Origin of the sequence: Pseudomonas sp. P108, from assembly GCF_032613195.1 — a bacterium.
Classification (GTDB): Bacteria; Pseudomonadota; Gammaproteobacteria; order Pseudomonadales; family Pseudomonadaceae; genus Aquipseudomonas.
This window is the reverse complement of sequence record NZ_CP126691.1, coordinates 5,169,615-5,188,286: the sequence shown is the minus strand read 5'-3', so window position 1 is coordinate 5,188,286 and position 18,672 is coordinate 5,169,615. Positions and strand designations below refer to the sequence as shown.

At 57.9% G+C, this 18,672-nt stretch carries 21 protein-coding genes; 16 read left to right on the top strand and 5 right to left on the bottom strand.

Annotated features, from left to right (window positions below):
* Nucleotides 1–32: 32 nt before the first annotated feature.
* Genes QOM10_RS22870 through QOM10_RS22860 form a run of 3 tightly spaced genes read right to left on the bottom strand, consistent with a single transcriptional unit; the run spans nt 33 to nt 3,620 of the window.
* Nucleotides 33–617 carry a cob(I)yrinic acid a,c-diamide adenosyltransferase gene (locus QOM10_RS22870; RefSeq protein WP_316916985.1) on the bottom strand — a complete coding sequence of 195 codons (585 nt, stop codon included), beginning with the start codon at nt 615–617 and terminating at the stop codon, nt 33–35.
* A gap of 3 nt (nt 618–620) precedes the next feature.
* Nucleotides 621–2,657, bottom strand: coding sequence for an ATP-binding protein (locus tag QOM10_RS22865; RefSeq protein ID WP_316916984.1), 2,037 nt, complete (start codon nt 2,655–2,657; stop codon nt 621–623).
* 45 nt (nt 2,658–2,702) lie between these two features.
* The gene (locus QOM10_RS22860) at nt 2,703–3,620 is read right to left on the bottom strand and encodes a putative 2-dehydropantoate 2-reductase (RefSeq protein ID WP_150750361.1); all 918 of its coding nucleotides are present in this window, start codon (nt 3,618–3,620) and stop codon (nt 2,703–2,705) included.
* Nucleotides 3,621–3,760: 140 nt separating this feature from the next.
* Between QOM10_RS22860 and QOM10_RS22855 the strand changes: the two genes are divergently transcribed.
* Together QOM10_RS22855 and QOM10_RS22850 are read left to right on the top strand one after the other, a co-directional pair.
* Complete coding sequence (locus QOM10_RS22855) at nt 3,761–4,246, top strand: YajQ family cyclic di-GMP-binding protein (RefSeq protein ID WP_316916983.1); 486 nt, start codon at nt 3,761–3,763, stop codon at nt 4,244–4,246.
* Between the two features lie 181 nt (nt 4,247–4,427).
* A complete protein-coding gene (locus QOM10_RS22850; protein WP_007912753.1) occupies nt 4,428–5,270 on the top strand; it encodes a mechanosensitive ion channel family protein in 843 nt (280 codons plus the stop codon).
* 119 nt (nt 5,271–5,389) lie between these two features.
* On the opposite strand, the gene QOM10_RS22845 is transcribed toward QOM10_RS22850, so the two are convergent.
* A complete protein-coding gene (locus QOM10_RS22845) occupies nt 5,390–6,736 on the bottom strand; it encodes an OprD family porin (protein ID WP_150774433.1) in 1,347 nt (448 codons plus the stop codon).
* Nucleotides 6,737–7,630: 894 nt separating this feature from the next.
* Here QOM10_RS22845 and QOM10_RS22840 point away from each other — a divergent pair.
* Both QOM10_RS22840 and QOM10_RS22835 read left to right on the top strand, forming a co-directional pair.
* Complete coding sequence (locus QOM10_RS22840; RefSeq protein ID WP_127930443.1) at nt 7,631–8,056, top strand: HIT domain-containing protein; 426 nt, start codon at nt 7,631–7,633, stop codon at nt 8,054–8,056.
* A 3-nt stretch (nt 8,057–8,059) separates the two neighbouring features.
* Nucleotides 8,060–8,266 carry a SlyX family protein gene (locus QOM10_RS22835; protein WP_038366649.1) on the top strand — a complete coding sequence of 69 codons (207 nt, stop codon included), beginning with the start codon at nt 8,060–8,062 and terminating at the stop codon, nt 8,264–8,266.
* A gap of 70 nt (nt 8,267–8,336) precedes the next feature.
* Here the strand turns inward: QOM10_RS22835 and QOM10_RS22830 are convergent, their stop codons facing one another.
* The gene (locus QOM10_RS22830; protein WP_007912746.1) at nt 8,337–8,939 is read right to left on the bottom strand and encodes a cold-shock protein; all 603 of its coding nucleotides are present in this window, start codon (nt 8,937–8,939) and stop codon (nt 8,337–8,339) included.
* A 312-nt stretch (nt 8,940–9,251) separates the two neighbouring features.
* Between QOM10_RS22830 and QOM10_RS22825 the strand changes: the two genes are divergently transcribed.
* From QOM10_RS22825 to tolA, 12 genes are all read left to right on the top strand, one after another.
* The gene (locus QOM10_RS22825) at nt 9,252–9,722 is read left to right on the top strand and encodes a Dps family protein (RefSeq protein ID WP_034153422.1); all 471 of its coding nucleotides are present in this window, start codon (nt 9,252–9,254) and stop codon (nt 9,720–9,722) included.
* 185 nt (nt 9,723–9,907) lie between these two features.
* A complete protein-coding gene (locus tag QOM10_RS22820; protein WP_127929518.1) occupies nt 9,908–10,246 on the top strand; it encodes a ribbon-helix-helix domain-containing protein in 339 nt (112 codons plus the stop codon).
* A 132-nt stretch (nt 10,247–10,378) separates the two neighbouring features.
* Entirely contained in the window at nt 10,379–10,600 is a 222-nt protein-coding gene (locus QOM10_RS22815) for an FmdB family zinc ribbon protein (protein ID WP_085730262.1), read from the top strand.
* A gap of 108 nt (nt 10,601–10,708) precedes the next feature.
* Nucleotides 10,709–12,484: an aspartate--tRNA ligase gene (gene aspS, locus QOM10_RS22810; protein ID WP_038366634.1), complete on the top strand. Its 1,776-nt coding sequence runs from the start codon at nt 10,709–10,711 to the stop codon at nt 12,482–12,484.
* 128 nt (nt 12,485–12,612) lie between these two features.
* Entirely contained in the window at nt 12,613–13,359 is a 747-nt protein-coding gene (locus QOM10_RS22805) for a YebC/PmpR family DNA-binding transcriptional regulator (protein WP_007912738.1), read from the top strand.
* Between the two features lie 158 nt (nt 13,360–13,517).
* Nucleotides 13,518–14,045: a crossover junction endodeoxyribonuclease RuvC gene (gene ruvC / locus QOM10_RS22800; protein WP_007962095.1), complete on the top strand. Its 528-nt coding sequence runs from the start codon at nt 13,518–13,520 to the stop codon at nt 14,043–14,045.
* 115 nt (nt 14,046–14,160) lie between these two features.
* Complete coding sequence (ruvA, locus tag QOM10_RS22795; RefSeq protein WP_034153418.1) at nt 14,161–14,769, top strand: Holliday junction branch migration protein RuvA; 609 nt, start codon at nt 14,161–14,163, stop codon at nt 14,767–14,769.
* The gene (gene ruvB, locus QOM10_RS22790) at nt 14,770–15,831 is read left to right on the top strand and encodes a Holliday junction branch migration DNA helicase RuvB (protein ID WP_016983825.1); all 1,062 of its coding nucleotides are present in this window, start codon (nt 14,770–14,772) and stop codon (nt 15,829–15,831) included.
* A gap of 127 nt (nt 15,832–15,958) precedes the next feature.
* On the top strand, nt 15,959–16,426 hold the full coding sequence (gene ybgC / locus QOM10_RS22785) for a tol-pal system-associated acyl-CoA thioesterase (RefSeq protein ID WP_064119107.1): 468 nt from the start codon (nt 15,959–15,961) through the stop codon (nt 16,424–16,426).
* A complete protein-coding gene (tolQ, locus tag QOM10_RS22780) occupies nt 16,416–17,111 on the top strand; it encodes a protein TolQ (RefSeq protein WP_008080223.1) in 696 nt (231 codons plus the stop codon). Before ybgC ends, tolQ begins: the two co-directional genes overlap by 11 nt.
* A gap of 23 nt (nt 17,112–17,134) precedes the next feature.
* Nucleotides 17,135–17,587, top strand: coding sequence for a protein TolR (gene tolR / locus QOM10_RS22775; RefSeq protein WP_161806672.1), 453 nt, complete (start codon nt 17,135–17,137; stop codon nt 17,585–17,587).
* A complete protein-coding gene (gene tolA, locus QOM10_RS22770; RefSeq protein ID WP_016983827.1) occupies nt 17,587–18,669 on the top strand; it encodes a cell envelope integrity protein TolA in 1,083 nt (360 codons plus the stop codon). Before tolR ends, tolA begins: the two co-directional genes overlap by 1 nt.
* Nucleotides 18,670–18,672 lie beyond the last annotated feature (3 nt).

Here is an 18,672-nt window from a genome sequence, read left to right as displayed (position 1 = left end):
CGAGCCTGCTCGCGAAGGCGATCTTTCAGGCGCTAGATTTCTGCAGGTTTTGCCGCCGGCTGCCACAAAATCTCCGCAATCCCCTGCCGCCGCGCAATCAACCGCGCCGCCACAAACAGCAAATCCGACAACCGATTGATATAAGCCAGCCCAACCCCGGCCAACGGCTCGATCGCATTCAAATGCTGACAACGCCGTTCGGCACTCCGCGCCAGGCTCCGGCACACATGCGCCTGCGCAATCAGCATCGAACCGCCCGGCAAGATGAAATTCTCCAGCGGCCCCAGCTCCTCATTCCACACATCAATCGCTGCTTCCAGCCGCTCGATTTCCGCCGCATTCAGCGCCTGATACGCCGGCATCGCCAACTCGCCACCCAGATCAAACAAGCGATGCTGACAAGGCGCCAACACCTCAATCACTTCATTCAGCCCCGGATACGTCTCGCGTTCGGCATGCAACCCGGCCAGCAACACGCCGACCTGACTGTTCAGCGTGTCGACTTCGCCAATCGCCTCGATGCGTGGATGATCCTTGGGTACACGGCGGCCATCGCCCAGGCCGGTTTCACCTTTGTCGCCGGTGCGGGTGTAGATTTTCGACAGGCGAAAGCCCATGGGTTACCTCGATAATTGATTGGTTTCGGCAGCGATGGGCAGCGGTGGCGTCAACGGCAGGCGCAAGGTGAAACACGTGCCCTGGCCCGGTGCCGACTGCACCTCCATCTGCCCTTTGTGATTGTTGGTAATGATGAAATACGACACCGACAAGCCGAGCCCGGTGCCCTGGCCGATTTCCTTGGTGGTGAAGAACGGCTCGAAGGTGCGTTTGCGCACGTTCTCGCTCATGCCGATGCCGTTGTCTTCGACCTGGATTTCAGCCCATGGCGGATTGAGTTTGGTGCGCAGGATGATTCTTCCCGGCTCGCTATCGTCTTCACGCTGGTGAATGGCCTGCGCGGCATTTTTCAACAGGTTGAGCAGTACTTGCTCGAGTTCGTTGGCGGTGCCCGGCACCGGGCCGAGCGCCGGATCGAACTGACGGATGATCGCCTGCCCCTTGAAGTCGAAGCCGATGGCCAGGTCGAAGTCGTTGCCGGCGATTTCCACGGCTTGATCGATCAGTGCCGGCAGATCGCACGGCGCCATTTGCCGGGTACTGCGACGGCTGAAGCTGAGCATGTGCGTGACGATTTTCGCTGCCCGAGCGCCGGCCTGCTGAATACCGTCGAGCAATTGCGGCACTTCGCGGCCCCGCAGGTAGCGGTTCACCGTGTCCAGTTCGATGCCCAGTTGCTCGGCGGTTTCGAGGTTCTTCGGCAGATCCGCGGACAGGCGTCGACGGATGTTCTGCACGTTGTGCAGGATCGCCCCCAGCGGGTTATTGATTTCATGGGCCATGCCGGCGGCGAGGCCACCGACCGAGAGCATTTTTTCCGACTGCACCATCATTTCTTCCAGGGACAGGCGCTGGGTGATGTCATCGATACGGATCACCACGCCGCGCCCGGCGCCGCCCATCAGCGGATAGAAGGTCAGCGCGTAATGCTTGGGTTCATCGTCCTTGAACCACGTCACCCGTTCGATCTTCGCCACCGTGTGTTGCTCGACGGTCTGCTTGAGTTGCGGCAGAAACGGCTTGAGCGGTTCGAAGGCGAGAAAGATCGGCTGGTTCAGCGCTTCGTCCAGTCGCGTGCCGGAGAGGGCGCTGGCCTCCTGATTCCATTGGGTGACGTAAAGTTGCTCGTCGAGGGCGATCAGCGCCGAGGGCATCGAGTCGATGATGCTGTTGAGGTAGTTCTGGAAACCGGTGAGCTTCTTCTCGATCTTGCTGCGCACCTGGACTTCGAGTTCCAGTTTGCGGTTGGTGTGGCGGGTTTCCTCGGCCAGCCCCTGCGCCTGATCGTAGGCGGCTTGCGAGTCATCGCGGGCGCGCTTGAGTTGCTGCTCGCGGGCTTCGATGCGCGACAGCATGGTATTGAAGGCCTCGGCGAGGCTGCCGATTTCGTCGTGGTTGCCGCGTGAGGCGCGCAGAGCGTAGTTTTCTTCGCGGGTGACCTGGCGCGAGAGCTCTTCCAACTGATGAATCGGGCGGGTAATCAGACGTTTGATCTGCCGGGCAATCACCAGCCACAGCAACACACTGAAAATCAGAATGCCGAGGCTGGCGGTCAGCGTGCCGGTGTAGAAGGCCATCGGTAGTTCGCTGCTGGCCACCAGCAACAAGTGGCCCGGTGCGGTGCCGGGGCGGGGCAGGGTGATCAACTGGTTGCTGCGAAACTCGGTCAGTTGCCACGCTTCGACATGCCGATAGCGTTCCGGCAGGTTGAGTTTGTCGCCGCGCTGGACTTGCGCAAGGCGTTCACCCTTGCCGTCATACAACGCGGCAGCGCGCAGTGGCGAATAGCTGTCGAGTTCCTTGAGCAGGCGTTCGGCGCTTTGCGGCGATTGCAGGGCTTCGCTGACCAGGCTCGGGTTGGCAATCAGTCGGCCGATGGTCTGCAAGGCCTGCGGCGCCATGCTTTCCTGAGAGATGTAATAGGCGGCGCTGATAAAGGTCAGGTTGGCGACCAGCAGAACAGTGGTCAACAGCACCAGCAGGGCGGCCAGCAGTTTCTGGCCGACCGGCAGGTTTTCGAGACGCTGGCGCAATGGCATCAGGTTTATCGCAGCAAAGGAACAAGTGGCCAGCGTAGCCGCTGCTCAGTCGCTGGGCAATCCACGGCTGTTGAGATGCGCGATCAGCCGCTGTTGCAATTGATTGAGGTGCGGCAGGTTCAACTGGTGGCGGGCGGCGACTTTGCAGGCGTGGCCCAATAGATAGCTGATTTCGGTGCGGCGCTGGTTGGCGACGTCCTGAAACATCGATGAGTAATTGGCGGCGGTGGCGTGGATGACCCTCTCGACTTCCTGTTGCAGATTGTCGGCGGCGGCCGGCTGGCCGCAACGCTCCAGTAACTCCGCGAGTTCGGCGCACAGGGTGGCGACTTCGCAATGGTGTTCCTGCAAACCCCCGTTGCGGCAATTGTGCAGCACGGTCAACGGATTGATCGCACAGTTGAGTGCCAGTTTGCGCCACAAGCGCGTGAGGATATCGGTGCTCCATTCGTGGGGGATTTTCGCGGCGTCGAGATCGTCCAGCCAGATCGGTGCAACCGGATGGCCAGCGTCGCCCAGCCAAGTGAAGCCGTGGCCGGCAAACACTACGCGCCAGTCGCCATCGCGAAATGCACCCTCGGTGCTTGAAGCGCTGATGCAACGTGCCATTGGCACACGGTTGGCGACGGCGTCCTGACTGCCGAGGCCGTTTTGCAGAAGGATCAGTTCGGCGTCCGCTGTCAGTCGTGGGGCGAGGCGGGCGACGGCGTTTTCGGCGTCGTAGGCTTTGCAGGCCACCAGCAAACGGCGGATCGGCTCGGGACTGTCGGGTGTTTCGCCGGGAACCGCATAGCTGCTCGCCACACCTTGCTCCACCAGCGTCAAGCCGCCCGCAGCCTGATAGCTTTGCAAGCGTTCGGCATCGCGCACGATCAGTCTGACCGGCAGGCCGGCGCGAGCCAGACGTGTGGCCCACAGTGTGCCGAGACTGCCAGCGCCGAGAATATGCCAGGGGGTGGCCATCAGTTTTTTGCTCGATTGCGTACAGGCATGTGCGGCTCGCCGTGTCGGTGGGAAAAGACCCGTTATAATGAGCCCGATTTTAACCGCAAGCCAAGCGCGCTCCATCCACATCGAGCGCGCCTTTTTATTGGAGAGATTACATGCCGTCGTTCGACGTGGTATCCGAACTGGACAAACACGAACTCACCAACGCGGTCGAGAACGCCGTGAAGGAACTCGATCGTCGTTATGACCTGAAAGGCAAAGGCAGCTTCGAGTTCAAGGAAAAGGACCTCACCGTGAGCCTGACCGCTGAAGCCGGGTTCCAGCTCGAAGCGATGATCGAAATCCTCAAGCTGGCGCTGGTCAAGCGCAAGATCGACGTGCAGTGCCTTGAAGTCAAAGACGCCTACGCATCGGGCAAGCTGATGAAGCAGGACGCCGTGCTCAAGGAAGGCATCGACAAGGAACTGGCGAAGAAGATCGTCGGCCACATCAAGGACGCCAAACTCAAAGTGCAGGCGGCCATTCAGGGCGGGCAAGTGCGTGTGACTGGCAAGAAGCGTGATGACCTGCAAGAAGCCATCGCGGCGCTGCGTGCCAAGGAATTCGGCATGCCACTGCAGTTCAACAACTTCCGCGACTAAGCTCGGTCAGATGACCTGTGGGAGCGAGCCTGCTCGCGAAGGCGCCGTGTCATTCAGCAATGAGTTGACTGACACACCGCCTTCGCGAGCAGGCTCGCTCCCACATTGTTTTGTGTACACCCGGCGGGTTTCTGCCGCTTATTTTTCGCGTGCCGAATGGCCGGAAATCAGGAGATAGAACATGGATTTGAATGCTGAGGTGGACAACCTGGTCAAGGCATCCCAGGCGTGGATTCCAATGATCATGGAATACGGCAGCCGCGTGCTGCTGGCAGTGATTACCCTGGCCATTGGCTGGTGGCTGATCAACAAGGTCACGCAAAAGCTCGGCGGTCTGCTGGCCCTGCGCAATGCCGATCTGGCCCTGCAAGGCTTTATCAGCAGCCTGGCGAACATCATTCTCAAAGTGCTGCTGATTGTCAGCGTCGCGTCGATGATCGGTGTTGAAACCACCTCGTTCGTTGCTGCGATCGGTGCTGCCGGTCTGGCCATCGGTCTGGCCTTGCAAGGCAGCCTGGCGAACTTCGCCGGTGGCGTGCTGATTCTGTTGTTCCGCCCGTTCCGTATCGGTGACTGGATCGAAGCGCAAGGTGTGGCGGGTACTGTCGACAGCATCCAGATTTTCCACACGGTACTGCGTACCGGCGACAACAAGACCATCATCGTACCGAACGGTAACCTGTCGAACGGCATCATCACCAACACCAACCGTCAGCCGACTCGTAAAGTCGTGTTTGATGTAGGCGTTGATTACGAAGCCGATCTGCAAAAAGCCCGTCAAGTGCTGCTGGATCTGGCCAAGGATGAGCGTGTGTTGCAGGATCCTGCGCCACAGGCCGTGATTTCGACGCTGGGCGACAGTTCGATCACTGTTTCGCTGCGTGTGTGGGTTAAAACTGCAGACTACTGGGACGTGATGTTCATGTTTAACGAACAGTCGCGTGATCGTTTAAAGACTGCCGGCATTGATATTCCTTTTCCGCAACGCGTGATTCGCGTGGTGCAGGAATCGGCAACACAATGATAGGTTGCTAATTAATTGCCTGACTTGTCGGTCAGGCAACTATTGCAAGTGACAGGCAATAAAAAAGGCCCATCGTAAGATGGGCCTTTTTGTTGTTACCGCAAACTAGTGTTTGGCGATTACAAGATCGACAGTGGGTAGTCGACGATCAGGCGGAACTCGTTGATATCGCCTTCAGCCTGGTCGGCGTTGCCACGGTGCCATGCTTGACGAATACGGAAGGACAGGTCTTTGGCAGGGCCGGCCTGAACTACGTATTTGGCTTCAAGGTTGGTTTCGTGATGCTTGCCATCTTCGCCGTAACCGTAAGAGTTGTATGGGCTGCTGGCGTCCATTTTGGTGCCGTCGATGTCCCAACCTTTTACGTAACGGGTCATGAAGCTCAGGCCCGGAACGCCGTACTCGGCCATTTTCAGGTCGTAACGAATCTGTGCAGATTTTTCGTTAGGGCCGTTGAAGTCGGAGTACTGGATGGAGTTAGCCAGGAAGATCGAGTCGCCACCACGGTTGTTGTCACCCACGCCGACGTAGTCGAACGGCGTATCACCATTGACCTTCTGGAAGGCCAGAGTCACGGTGTGTGCTTTCAGGAACGAGAGCGCAGTTGCCAGAGAGAACGTGGTGTTGCTGATGTCACCGGCTTTGGAATCGCCACTGTCAGTGGTGCGGTAGATATTGAAGTCGGTGTTCAGCGAAGTGTCACCACTGATCGGGGTGGTGAGGTTCACGTTGCTGTAGTACTGGTTCCAGATATCCTTGAACTTCGAACCGTAGAGCGAGACGCTCAGGTTCTCGGTGATGCCGTATTTACCACCGGCAAAGTCCATGGTTTTGCCTGTGACAGGGTTTTCACCGGTGCTGGAGTACTGCGAGTGCAACTCACCATCGCTGTTCATCTCGTCCTGGCTGGAGGCCGAGTAGAAGTGGCCTGCTTCCAGATCCAGGTTGTCGATTTCGCTGCTTTGCAGTTGGAAACCGGTTGCGGTCTGAGGAATCAGACGGGAGCCGCCAACGGCGAAGACTGGAGCGGTGCTTGGCTGGAACTCGCCGAATTTCAGCTCGGTCTTGGAGATGCGGGCCTTGATCGCTGCGCCTGCTTTACCGAGGGAGTCGTTGGCATGACCTTGGGAGTCGAGGCTGGTGTTGCCCGAACCTGTGGTGCCATCGCCACCATCCAGTTTGATGCCCAGGTAGCCGAACGCATCAACACCCACGCCGACGGTACCTTGGGTGTAACCGGAGCTGAAGTTGCTCAGGAAACCTTGAGTCCAGTCTCGCTGATCGTTTGATCCGGCTTTTCTGTCTCGGTTGAAGTAATAGTTGCGCAGCAACACATCAAACTTCGCGTCTTCAACAAAACCTTTGGCTTCAGCCTGGTCACTTACAAACGGTGCGGCCGTAGCCACTTGAGTACTGGCGGCTGCAGCAACTGCCAGTGCGATCATGCTCCACTTCATCACGCGCATCGTGATTTGCTCCTTTGGTTTTAGAAGAGTACTGCCGTCCCACCTGTTTTATTATCTGGGCGGCTCTTTCTTTTTGTGTCGGCGCAAACTTATATCACGCCGACAATGTTGGCGATACTTGCTGATCCAACCTTTCAGCATCTTTACGACGTTGTCGCAAATGGCGTGGTGGATGTCGCAAATTCACAGTACCAATGCAGCCGGACTGACAACTTTATCGCTGTTTCTGGGCCTTTTTGCATCGGTAAAAAAGAGTCCCTGGCAAAACACTTGAATCTCCATCGGGCAACCCTGCCACTGTTCTTATGGGGCTTAAGGCATCCACTTCCCGTGGTGCGCTTATAGTCCATATGGGTACGAATGCAACAAGCGTGCACAAACCGCAATTTCGTTGCGGTTATTTTTCTGAACGCCCGCCTGTCACTGTAAAAACCTCATAAATGCTGGATGCCAAGCCCCTTTTTATCAGGGCTTGACGCCATTCCTTCTATGGTGTTGCCACACGCAGGATCGAGCGTGACAACCAAAAACGTTACCGGTTCACCCCGCCAGTGAGTATTTGGCGGATGCCTGACGCAGTGAGCGTAGACGCACTGTGCGTTTTTGGTGCAAAAAATTTTACAGCTGTTCGGTATTCATACAGTTGAGAGCTGGCTGGATGCTGAACGAGTCAGTCTTTCTCGGTCATTTCTCCACGCTTGAAGTGTGTCTTGGTGCTGTGCTGGTGCATGGCGCGAGTAAATGTCCCATCCCGGGGCGTTTGCAGCGGTTCGTCATCAAGCCTTCGTGAAGGCTGGCGCATTCGCAGGTATGCTGCCGTCCTGTCGCTTGGTCGCGCCGTTCGCGAGGAGGGCCGCTAAGCTGAATAATGAAGATCAGCCGGGAGTGCGCGCAGTGTTTGCTTTAGATTCACGACTTCAACAGGACACGCTGACGATCGGTGATTTCCCTCTTTGCCGACTGCTGTTGTCCAATGACGCAAATTACCCTTGGTTTATCCTGGTGCCTCGTCGCGACGATATCAGTGAGTTGTTTCAGTTGGATGTCGCCGATCAACAGCAGTTATGGCAGGAAACCACCGCACTGGCTGAGTTGCTCAAGGATCTGTTCGACGCCGACAAGCTGAACGTCGCAACCCTGGGTAATGTCGTCAGCCAGTTACACATGCATGTGATTGTGCGTAAACGCGATGACGCGGCCTGGCCAGCGCCGGTCTGGGGCAAGCACCCGGCCAAGCCTTACAGTGTCGAGCAGGTCGCCGCCATTCGCGAGCGGTTGCGACTGGTCCTGACCGAGCATTTCACCTTTGTGGAGGGCTGAGTCATGAGCCTGGAAGAACGCGTTACCGATCTGGAAAGCCGTCTGGCGTTTCAGGATGACACCATTCAGGCATTGAACGACGTGCTGGTAGCCCAACAGCGCGTGGTTGAGCGCCTGCAATTGCAGATGGCAGCCCTGCTCAAGCGCCAGGAAGAGATGGTCGGCCAGTTCGAGTCCTTCGAAGACGAGGCGCCGCCGCCGCACTACTGACGCGGGTACTTTTCACCCGGCGTAAAAAAACCGCGAACAGCAGGCTGCTCGCGGTTTTTTTATGCCTGGATCAGCGTCGCGGCAGAGCGGCGATCACGTCCTCGGCTTGCAGGCCCTTGTCCCGGTTCATCACCGAGAATTCCACGCGCTGGCCTTCGACCAGTACGCGGTGACCTTCACCACGGATCGCGCGAAAGTGCACGAAAATATCATCGCCGGAATCCCGGGAGATAAAGCCGAAGCCTTTGGAGGTGTTGAACCACTTGACGGTACCGGTATCGCGATTGGTCATGTCATAGCTGGTTGGAGCGGCAGCCGGTGAAGAACGATAGAAGCTCACAGCCAGATGCAAGACCACGGCAACCAGCGCGATCACCAGGGTGAACAGCACGGCTGGCTGGCCGGCGATGACGGGCATCGGGGCGATCAGGGTCAAGGTTTGCAGGACGACAGTCAGCACCAGAAGAGCGCTGACCAGATTTTGCAGATGCTGACGAGGGCCTTTGTTCCAGAAAGGAATCACTGGGGCAATCACCAGGTTCAGCAGGCCGAAAAAGGCCAGGTAAAGTGCATCGGGTTGTTGCAGGTAGGGAACGGCTTCGGATTTCAAGCTGGGTATGAACGACAGCAGCAAGGCCGCTGCGCCCATTAGCAGGTGGACGATTTTCAACATTTTGATTGGCTCACGTTTATGACGGCTCACAAGGAAGAGCTGAAGGCGCACGGTTCGCTTCGGAACAAAATAAGAGGCGGTGGACACGTTCACGGCATCAGCCTATGCGCAACGCCCCGAAAAATGGGGCATGGCGACACACTGCCTATTTAACAGCAAAGCCTGCGGCTACTCAAATCAGCCCGGCCAGCGGCATGGCGTCGGTCGATTTGTCGCAGCGTTTGCAGCCAATCAGGGCTGCGGGGTGTCGGTTGCCTTGCTAGAGTGGGTCTGCACCTGTTGGATGAATTCAATCGCCGTTAGGGGGTAAATATGGCAATCGATATCGGTATCAGTGAAGAAGATCGCAAGTCCATCGTCGAAGGACTATCCCGTCTGTTGTCGGACACCTACGTGCTGTATCTGAAAACCCACAACTTCCACTGGAACGTCACCGGCCCGATGTTTCGCACGCTGCACTTGATGTTCGAAGAGCAATACAACGAGCTGGCGCTGGCCGTGGATTCGATCGCCGAGCGCATTCGCGCCTTGGGTTTTCCGGCGCCGGGCGCCTATGCCACGTACGCACGCCTTTCTTCGATCAAGGAAGAAGTGGGTGTGCCGAGTGCCGAAGACATGATCAAACAATTGGTTGATGGCCAGGAAGCCGTTACGCGCACGGCGCGCGGCATTTTTCCGCTGCTCGACAAGGTCAGCGATGAGCCGACCGCAGACCTGCTGACCCAGCGCATGCAGGTGCACGAGAAAACCGCGTGGATGCTGCGCGCGTTGCTGGAAGCATAATCATCCGGGCGCACGAGCCAGTCGGTCGAGGGTCGTGCGCTGTCCAGAATCTTACTTGTATCGTTGGCTTATCCTACGGAGATGGTCAATAAGTCGTCTGGATATAACTTTGTGTCTGCGCTTTTATGAAAGCCACAGGATGTGACTTTTCAAACAAGCAGAGATGGCAAAGGAGTGTCACCGATATGGTAGAGGGAGACAGGCGAGGCGACAGGATTGTCGGCTTGCCACATGAATTGAAAGTCGATCCGTTCGTCAACGAATTCGACATGGCACTGGTTCAGCCATCGTCACGATCCGTACGTCTGAACGGTTATGCAACCTGCCTGCGGCTTGAGCAGGTTTACTGGAACATCCTCGGCACGATGGCCGCGCAAAATTGTTGTTCGGTCAGTTCGCTGTTGTCCCATGTCGACCGTGAAGTGCATCTGCGGCATGGCGGGGTGAAGAATTTCAGCGCGCTTGTACGGGTGGTGTGCGTCATGAACGGCATCAAGGAAGCTGCATCGACCGAATCGCTCTGAAACGGCGATTGCAAACGAGGTCGCGGCCTGTGCAGTCTTACGGCTGCACAGGCCGCATTTAATCGATATAATCCCGCTCTTTCGCCGCAAAGCCCTGCGCGCGGTGGCAATCTGATCGCCGAGACACCCCCCATGCCGATGTACGATTACCAATGTGCTTCCTGTGGTCATCAGTTGGAAGCCATTCAAAAGATCAGCGATGCACCGCTGGTCGACTGCCCTGCCTGCCAGGCACCAGAGCTCAAGAAACAGCTGTCCATGCCGGGTTTTCGCCTGAGCGGCGGCGGCTGGTACGAAACCGACTTCAAGACCGGCGCCAAGAAGAATCTGGCCGGTGGCGACAAATCTGACTAGGGTTCAGGCCCAGGTCGAACGACACGCGTGAGTTTTCCGATGCCGCACCCAGCTTGTGTGCGACGGGATCTCTACCGAATTTCGAATTACGAGAAGCGAACCACTACCATGATGCGCAGCCACTATTGCGGCCAACTGAACGAAAGCCTGGAAGGTCAGGAAATTACCCTTTGCGGATGGGTTCACCGTCGTCGCGACCACGGCGGGGTGATTTTCCTCGATATCCGTGATCGTGACGGTCTGGCCCAGGTGGTATTCGATCCGGATCGCGCCGAGAGCTTCGCCGCTGCCGATCGCGTGCGCAGCGAATACGTTGTGAAGATCACCGGTAAGGTGCGTCTGCGTCCGGCCGGTGCCACCAACGCCAACATGGCGTCGGGCATGATCGAAGTGCTGGGCTACGAACTGGAAGTGCTGAACGAGTCGGAAACCCCGCCGTTCCCGCTGAACGAGTTCTCCGACGTTGGCGAAGAAACCCGTCTGCGCTATCGTTTCCTCGACCTGCGTCGTCCGGAAATGGCCGAGAAGCTGCGTCTGCGTTCGCGCATGACCACCAGCATCCGTCGCTTCCTCGACGAGAACGGCTTCCTCGACGTCGAAACGCCGATCCTGACCCGTGCCACCCCTGAAGGTGCACGTGACTATCTGGTGCCAAGCCGCACTCACGCTGGTTCGTTCTTCGCCCTGCCGCAATCGCCACAGCTGTTCAAGCAACTGCTGATGGTTGCCGGTTTCGACCGTTACTACCAGATCGCCAAGTGCTTCCGCGACGAAGACCTGCGCGCTGACCGCCAGCCGGAATTCACCCAGATCGACATCGAGACCAGCTTCCTCGATGAAAAAGAGATCATGGGCCTGACCGAAGAAATGATCCGCAACCTGTTCAAGGAAGTGCTGGGTCTGGAATTCGGCGATTTCCCGCACATGACCTTCGAAGAAGCCATGCGCCGTTACGGTTCCGACAAGCCAGACCTGCGCAACCCGCTGGAACTGGTCGACGTTGCCGATCAACTCAAAGAAGTCGATTTCAAAGTCTTCAGCGGCCCGGCCAACGATCCGAAATGCCGTATCGCCGCACTGCGCGTTCCAGGCGGGGCGAGCATGCCGCGCAAGCAGATCGACGACTACACCAAGTTCGTCGGCATCTACGGTGCCAAGGGCCTGGCGTACATCAAGGTCAACGAGCGTGCAGCCGGTGTTGAAGGTCTGCAATCGCCGATCGTGAAAAACATCCCTGAAGACAAGCTGAACGTGATCCTTGATCGCGTTGGCGCAGTCGATGGCGACATCGTGTTCTTCGGCGCCGACAAGGCCAAGATCGTCAGCGAAGCATTGGGCGCACTGCGCATCAAGCTCGGTCACGACCTCAAGCTGCTGACCTGCGAGTGGGCGCCAATGTGGGTCGTCGACTTCCCGATGTTCGAAGAGAACGACGACGGCAGCTTCTCGGCGCTGCACCACCCGTTCACCGCGCCAAAGTGCACGCCGCAAGAGCTCGAAGCCAACCCGGCTGGCGCTCTGTCCCGCGCGTACGACATGGTGCTGAACGGCACAGAGCTGGGTGGCGGTTCGATCCGTATCCACCGCAAAGAGATGCAACAGTCGGTCTTCCGTCTGTTGGGTATCGATGAAGCGGAACAGGAAGAGAAGTTCGGCTTCCTGCTCGACGCGCTGAAGTACGGTGCACCGCCGCACGGTGGTCTGGCCTTCGGTCTGGACCGTCTGGTAATGCTGATGACCGGCGCCCAGTCGATCCGTGAAGTGATCGCCTTCCCGAAAACCCAGAGTGCTGCCGACGTGATGACGCAGGCACCGGGTGTCGTGGATGCCAAGGCACTGCGCGAACTGCACATTCGTTTGCGCGAAACGCCAAAGGCTGAGTAAGACGGGCCTGAAGGCGCATCTTCGGATGCGCCTTTTTTCTATCTATAGAGAGCAGGTCGAGATTTTTTGTTTGCTGGCCGCTGCATGTGCAGGGCGGGCAACGTTTCAAAGAGAATTCGGAGCGAGTTATGGCAGGTCATTCCAAGTGGGCGAACATCAAGCACCGCAAAGAACGTCAGGATGCCAAGAGAGGCAAGATCTTCACCAAGTGGATCCGCGAACTGACCGTTGCGGCCCGTCAGGGCGGCGGTGATCCGGGCTCCAACCCGCGTCTGCGTCTGGCGCTGGATAAAGCGCTGAGCGCGAACATGAGCCGCGACATCATTGACCGCGCCGTCGCGCGTGGCGCCGGTGCCACCGAAGCCGACAACGTTGAAGAGCTGACCTACGAAGGTTACGGCCCGGGCGGTGTAGCGGTGATGGTCGAGTGCATGACCGACAACCGCAACCGTACTGCGGCAGCCGTTCGCCATGCGTTCAGCAAGTGTGGTGGCAACCTCGGCACCGACGGTTCGGTGGCTTACTTGTTCGAGCGCAAAGGCCAGATCAGCTTCGCGCCGGGCGTTGATGAAGACGCACTGACCGAAGCGGCGCTGGAAGCCGATGCCGATGACGTGGTCAGCCACGAAGACGGCTCGATCGATGTGTTCACCTCGTTCACCAGTTTCTATGCGGTGCGAAACGCGCTGGAAGCCGCCGGGTTCAAGGGCGATGATGCGGAAATCGTCATGCAGCCAACCACCAGCGCCGAGCTGGATCTGGAAGGTGCGGAAAAGGTGCTCAAGCTGATCGACATGCTTGAAGATCTGGATGACGTGCAGAACGTCTATTCCAACGCTGATATTCCGGAAGACGTGGCCGCTCAGCTCGGTTAAGAGCGACTACGATTCAATGTGGGAGCGAGCCTGCTCGCGAAGGCGGATTTTCAGTCAACATCGTTGCTGATGATGAAACCGCTTTCGCGAGCAGGCTCGCTCCCACATTTGTTATGGGTTGATTTGAAAATCGTGCTTTTACCGAATCTGCAGGCGTTATGACTTTAATTCTTGGTATCGACCCCGGTTCGCGCATTACCGGTTACGGCATTGTTCGCGATACCGGGCGAGGTGGCTGCATCTATGTGGCCTCTGGCTGTATCCGCACCGGCGCCGGCGAGCTGCACGAGCGTCTGCAAATCGTCTATCGCGGCGTACGCGAGATCATCCAGACCTACGGCCCGGTCACCATGGGCATCGAAAAAGTGTTCATGGCGAAAAACGCCGATTCGGCGTTGAAGCTTGGGCAGGCGCGCGGAGCGGCAATTGTCGCCGGCGCTGAAGAATGCCTGGAGATTGCCGAGTACACCGCCACTCAGGTCAAACAGGCCGTGGTCGGCACCGGCGCCGCCAATAAAGAACAAGTGCAGATGATGGTCATGCACATGCTCAAGCTGACCAGCAAACCGCAAATCGATGCCTCGGACGCCCTCGCCATTGCCATTTGCCATGCGCACACCCGCTCCAGTCTGCTGCCGCACGGTTTGGGAACGGCACGCAGTCGTGGCGGGCGCCTGCGTCTCTGATAGCATCAGCATCAATTTTCCTGAAAGCGGATTTCCTGCGCCTGGGTCGTCGGCCCGGAATCCGCCTTTCGACAGTCGCCAGCCCACGGCTGGCCAACGCTCAAGGATCTGAAACGTGATTGGACGCTTGCGCGGCACCCTGGCTGAGAAACAGCCGCCGCACCTGATTCTGGATGTAAACGGCCTCGGGTATGAGCTGGAAGTGCCCATGACCACCCTTTATCGTCTGCCGTCGGTCGGTGAACCGCTGACCTTGCACACCCATTTGGTCGTACGCGAAGACGCGCAATTACTCTATGGTTTCGCCGGCAAGCGTGAGCGAGACTTTTTTCGCGAGTTGATCCGTCTCAATGGTGTCGGGCCGAAATTGGCGCTGGCCTTGATGTCGAGTCTGGAAGTCGACGAACTGATCCGCTGCGTGCAGTCTCAGGACACCTCGGCATTGACCAAGGTGCCGGGGGTCGGCAAGAAAACTGCCGAGCGTCTGCTGGTCGAGCTGAAAGACCGCTTCAAGGCTTGGGAAACTACGCCGGCCATGTTCGCGCTGGTACCGAATCAGCCGGACGGCCCCGCGCCGGTCAATACCGCCGAGAACGATGCGGTCAGCGCGCTGATTTCCCTGGGCTACAAGCCGCAGGAAGCGAGCAAGGCGATTACCGCCATCAAGGACAAGAATTTGAGCAGTGAAGACCTGATCCGCCGCGCCCTGAAGGGAATGATTTAAGTGATTGAAGCTGATCGTCTGATCGCCGCCGCGCACAGCCCGCGCGAGCGCGAAGAAGTCCAGGACCGCGCGATTCGTCCGGTCAGCCTGGCCGACTATATTGGCCAGCCGACCGTGCGCGAGCAGATGGAGCTGTTCATCCAGGCTGCCCGTGGTCGTAGTGAATCCCTCGACCACACGCTGATCTTCGGTCCGCCGGGTCTGGGCAAGACCACGCTGGCCAACATCATCGCCCAGGAAATGGGCGTATCGATCAAGAGCACGTCCGGTCCGGTGCTTGAGCGTCCGGGTGATCTGGCGGCGTTGCTGACCAATCTTGAGCCGCACGATGTGCTGTTCATCGACGAAATCCATCGTCTGTCGCCGATCGTTGAGGAAGTGCTGTACCCGGCGATGGAAGATTTCCAGCTCGACATCATGATTGGTGAAGGGCCGGCAGCGCGTTCGATCAAGCTCGATCTGCCGCCGTTTACTCTGGTGGGTGCAACGACCCGCGCCGGCATGTTGACCAATCCGTTGCGTGACCGCTTTGGTATCGTCCAGCGTCTTGAGTTCTACAGCACGGCCGATCTGGCGACGATTGTCAGCCGTTCGGCGGCCATCCTCGGTTTGCCACTGGATCCGGAAGGTTCTTTCGAAATCGCTCGTCGCGCCCGTGGCACGCCGCGTATTGCCAACCGCCTGCTGCGCCGGGTGCGCGACTTCGCCGAAGTGCGTGCCAAGGGCCATATCACCAAAGCGGTGGCGGATCTGGCGCTGAACCTGCTGGATGTCGACGAACACGGTTTCGATCATCAGGACCGGCGTCTGCTGCTGACCATGATCGAGAAGTTCGATGGCGGCCCGGTCGGTATCGACAGCCTCGCCGCTGCGATCAGTGAAGAACGTCACACCATTGAAGATGTGCTGGAACCGTATCTGATTCAGCAGGGCTACATCATGCGCACACCGCGGGGCAGGGTGGTGACGCGGCATGCGTACCTGCACTTCGGTTTAAACATTCCGTCACGAATGGGTGAAATGCCCGTGGCAGACGAGTTTCTCGATGCCGTGGACGACTAATACACATTTGTTGTCGATTTATTCAGGGTTTGTACTGTCAGAGGACGGTACTTTTACGGTAAAGCTCTGAAACCATGAAAAACAGTTGCCTGGCCGGATTGGCAACCTGAGGAGTAAGCACTAGAGTATGCGCGCGCAAAACGGGCTTGAGCCGTTCGCACATCGTTGTCGCGTTTATTACGAGGACACCGATGCGGGCGGCATCGTGTATTACGTTAATTACCTCAAGTTTATGGAACGGGCTCGAACCGAGCGGCTTCGCGAGCTGGGCTTTGCCCAATCGCAGCTTGCCGGGGAGGACCTGTTGTTTGTCGTGCACTCCAGCGAAGCGCGCTATCACGCGCCGGCGCGACTGGACGATGAACTGCTGGTAAGCGCTGAAGTAATCGAATTGAACCGTGCCAGCCTGCGCTTCAAACAGCAGGTCAGGCGGGCTACGGATAATGTGCTGCTCTGCGAGGGGCAGTTTTTGGTGGCCTGTGTGCGCACTAACAGTTTGAAACCCCGGGCCCTTCCCGAAGACTTGCGTGCGGCCTTTGCCGACGCGGTCGGCCCGGGTACACACTCAAAGCAGGAGATAAAGCGTGGAAGCTAACGTCGTCGACCATTCCTCCATGTGGAGCCTGGTCAGCAATGCCAGCATCGTGGTGCAGTTGGTAATGTTGACCCTGGTAGCCGCATCGGTGACCTCATGGATCATGATCTTTCAGCGCAGCAATCTGCTGCGTGCCGGTCGACGCGCCCTGGAGAGCTTCGAAGAGCGCTTCTGGTCGGGTATCGATCTGTCCAAACTGTACCGTCAGGCGGGTAGCAACCCTGACCCGGATTCGGGCGTCGAGCAGATCTTCCGCGCTGGCTTCAAAGAGTTCTCGCGTCTGCGTCAGCAGCCAGGTGTCGACCCTGAAGCGGTCATGGAAGGCGTGGCCCGTGCCATGCGCGTAGCCATCTCCCGCGAAGAAGAGAAGCTGGAGCAGAGCTTGCCGTTCCTTGCCACTGTCGGTTCGGTCAGCCCGTACATCGGTCTGTTCGGTACCGTGTGGGGCATCATGAACTCCTTCCGCGGTCTGGCCAGCGCCCAGCAAGCAACCCTGGCCACTGTGGCTCCGGGTATCGCTGAAGCCCTGATCGCCACAGCGATCGGTCTGTTTGCCGCGATCCCTGCGGTAATCGCTTACAACCGTTTCGCCGCTCGCAGCGAAACCTTGTTGGGCCGCTACTACACCTTCGCCGATGAATTCCAGGCGATCCTGCACCGCAAAGTGCACACCAGCGAAGAATAAGCAGGTAATTTCCAATGGCTTTAATCGCTCGAGCTCGCAAAAAGCGCAAGCCGGTCGCCGAGATGAACGTGGTGCCTTACATCGACGTGATGTTGGTGCTGCTGGTCATCTTCATGGTGACCGCGCCGATGCTCAATCAGGGCGTGAAAGTTGATCTGCCCAAGGTTTCCAGCGAAGCCTTGCCGCAGGACAACAACACTCAGGTCCTGACCATTTCGATCAAGGCTGACAAGACCTACTACTGGAACCTTGGCAGCGAAGTCGATACCGAGAAGCAACAGGACAGGGCCATGACCCTGCCGCAAATGACCGACGCGGTGACCAAGATCATTCGTGCCGGCACTGAAGGCGGCAAGCGTACCCAGGTCTTCATCCGCGGTGACAAAACCGTCGACTACGGTTCCGTCATGGGCGCCATGGGCGGGTTGCAGAAAGCCGGGGTCGGTAATGTTGGTTTGATTACCGAGGCCCCCTGATGCAGCAACAGCGAGAGCCGTCCGCCTCGGAAAGCTACTTCTGGCCTAGTGTTCTGGCGATTGTCCTGCACGTGCTGGTGTTCGGCATGCTGTTCGTCAGTTTTGCCTTTACACCAGAGCTGCCGCCGGCCAAACCGATTGTCCAGGCGACCCTCTACCAACTGAAATCGAAAAGTCAGGCAACCACCCAGACCAATCAGAAGATTGCGGGTGAGGCGAAGAAATCCGCCGCGCGCCAGACCGAAGTCGAGCAGATGGAGCAGAAGAAGGTCGAGCAGGAAGAGATCAAGGCCGCTGCGGAACAAAAGAAAGAAGAAGCGGCTCAAAAAGCCGAGGAAGCCAAGAAGGCCGACGAGTCGAAAAAAGCAGACGAGGCGAAAAAGGCTGACGAAGCCAAAAAAGCCGACGAAGCCAAGAAGACCGCCGAAGCCAAAAAGGCCGAAGAGAAACAATTGGCTGATATAGCCAAGAAGAAATCTGAAGAAGAAGCGAAAAAGGCTGCTGAAGAAGAGGCCAAAAAAGCCGCTGCTGAAGAAGCCAAGAAGAAGATCGTCGAAGACGCGAAGAAGAAAGCCGCCGAAGACGCCAAGAAGAAAGCTGAAGCTGAAGAGGCGAAGAAGAAAATCGCCGACGAAGCGAAGAAGAAAGCTGCTGCCGATGCTGCGAAGAAGAAAGCGCAGGATGCGGCACGTAAATCGACCGAAGACAAAAAGGCTCAGGCCTTGGCCGATCTGCTTTCCGACACGCCGCAGCGCCAGCAGGCCTTGGCCGATGAGCAGGGTGACGAAGTCGCGGGCAGTTTCGATGACCTGATTCGTGCGCGAGCTGCAGAGGGTTGGGCCCGTCCACCTTCGGCACGCAAAGGCATGACTGTTGTGCTGCAGATCGGCATGTTGCCGGACGGTACGGTGACTTCGGTCAGCGTGGCCAAGTCCAGTGGTGATGGTCCGTTCGATGCGTCGGCAGTCGCGGCAGTGAAGAATATTGGACGTTTGACAGAAATGCAGGGAATGAAGCCGAGCGATTTCGCTCCGTATCGTTCATTCAAGATGACATTCACACCTGAGGATCTAGCCTTGTGAGAA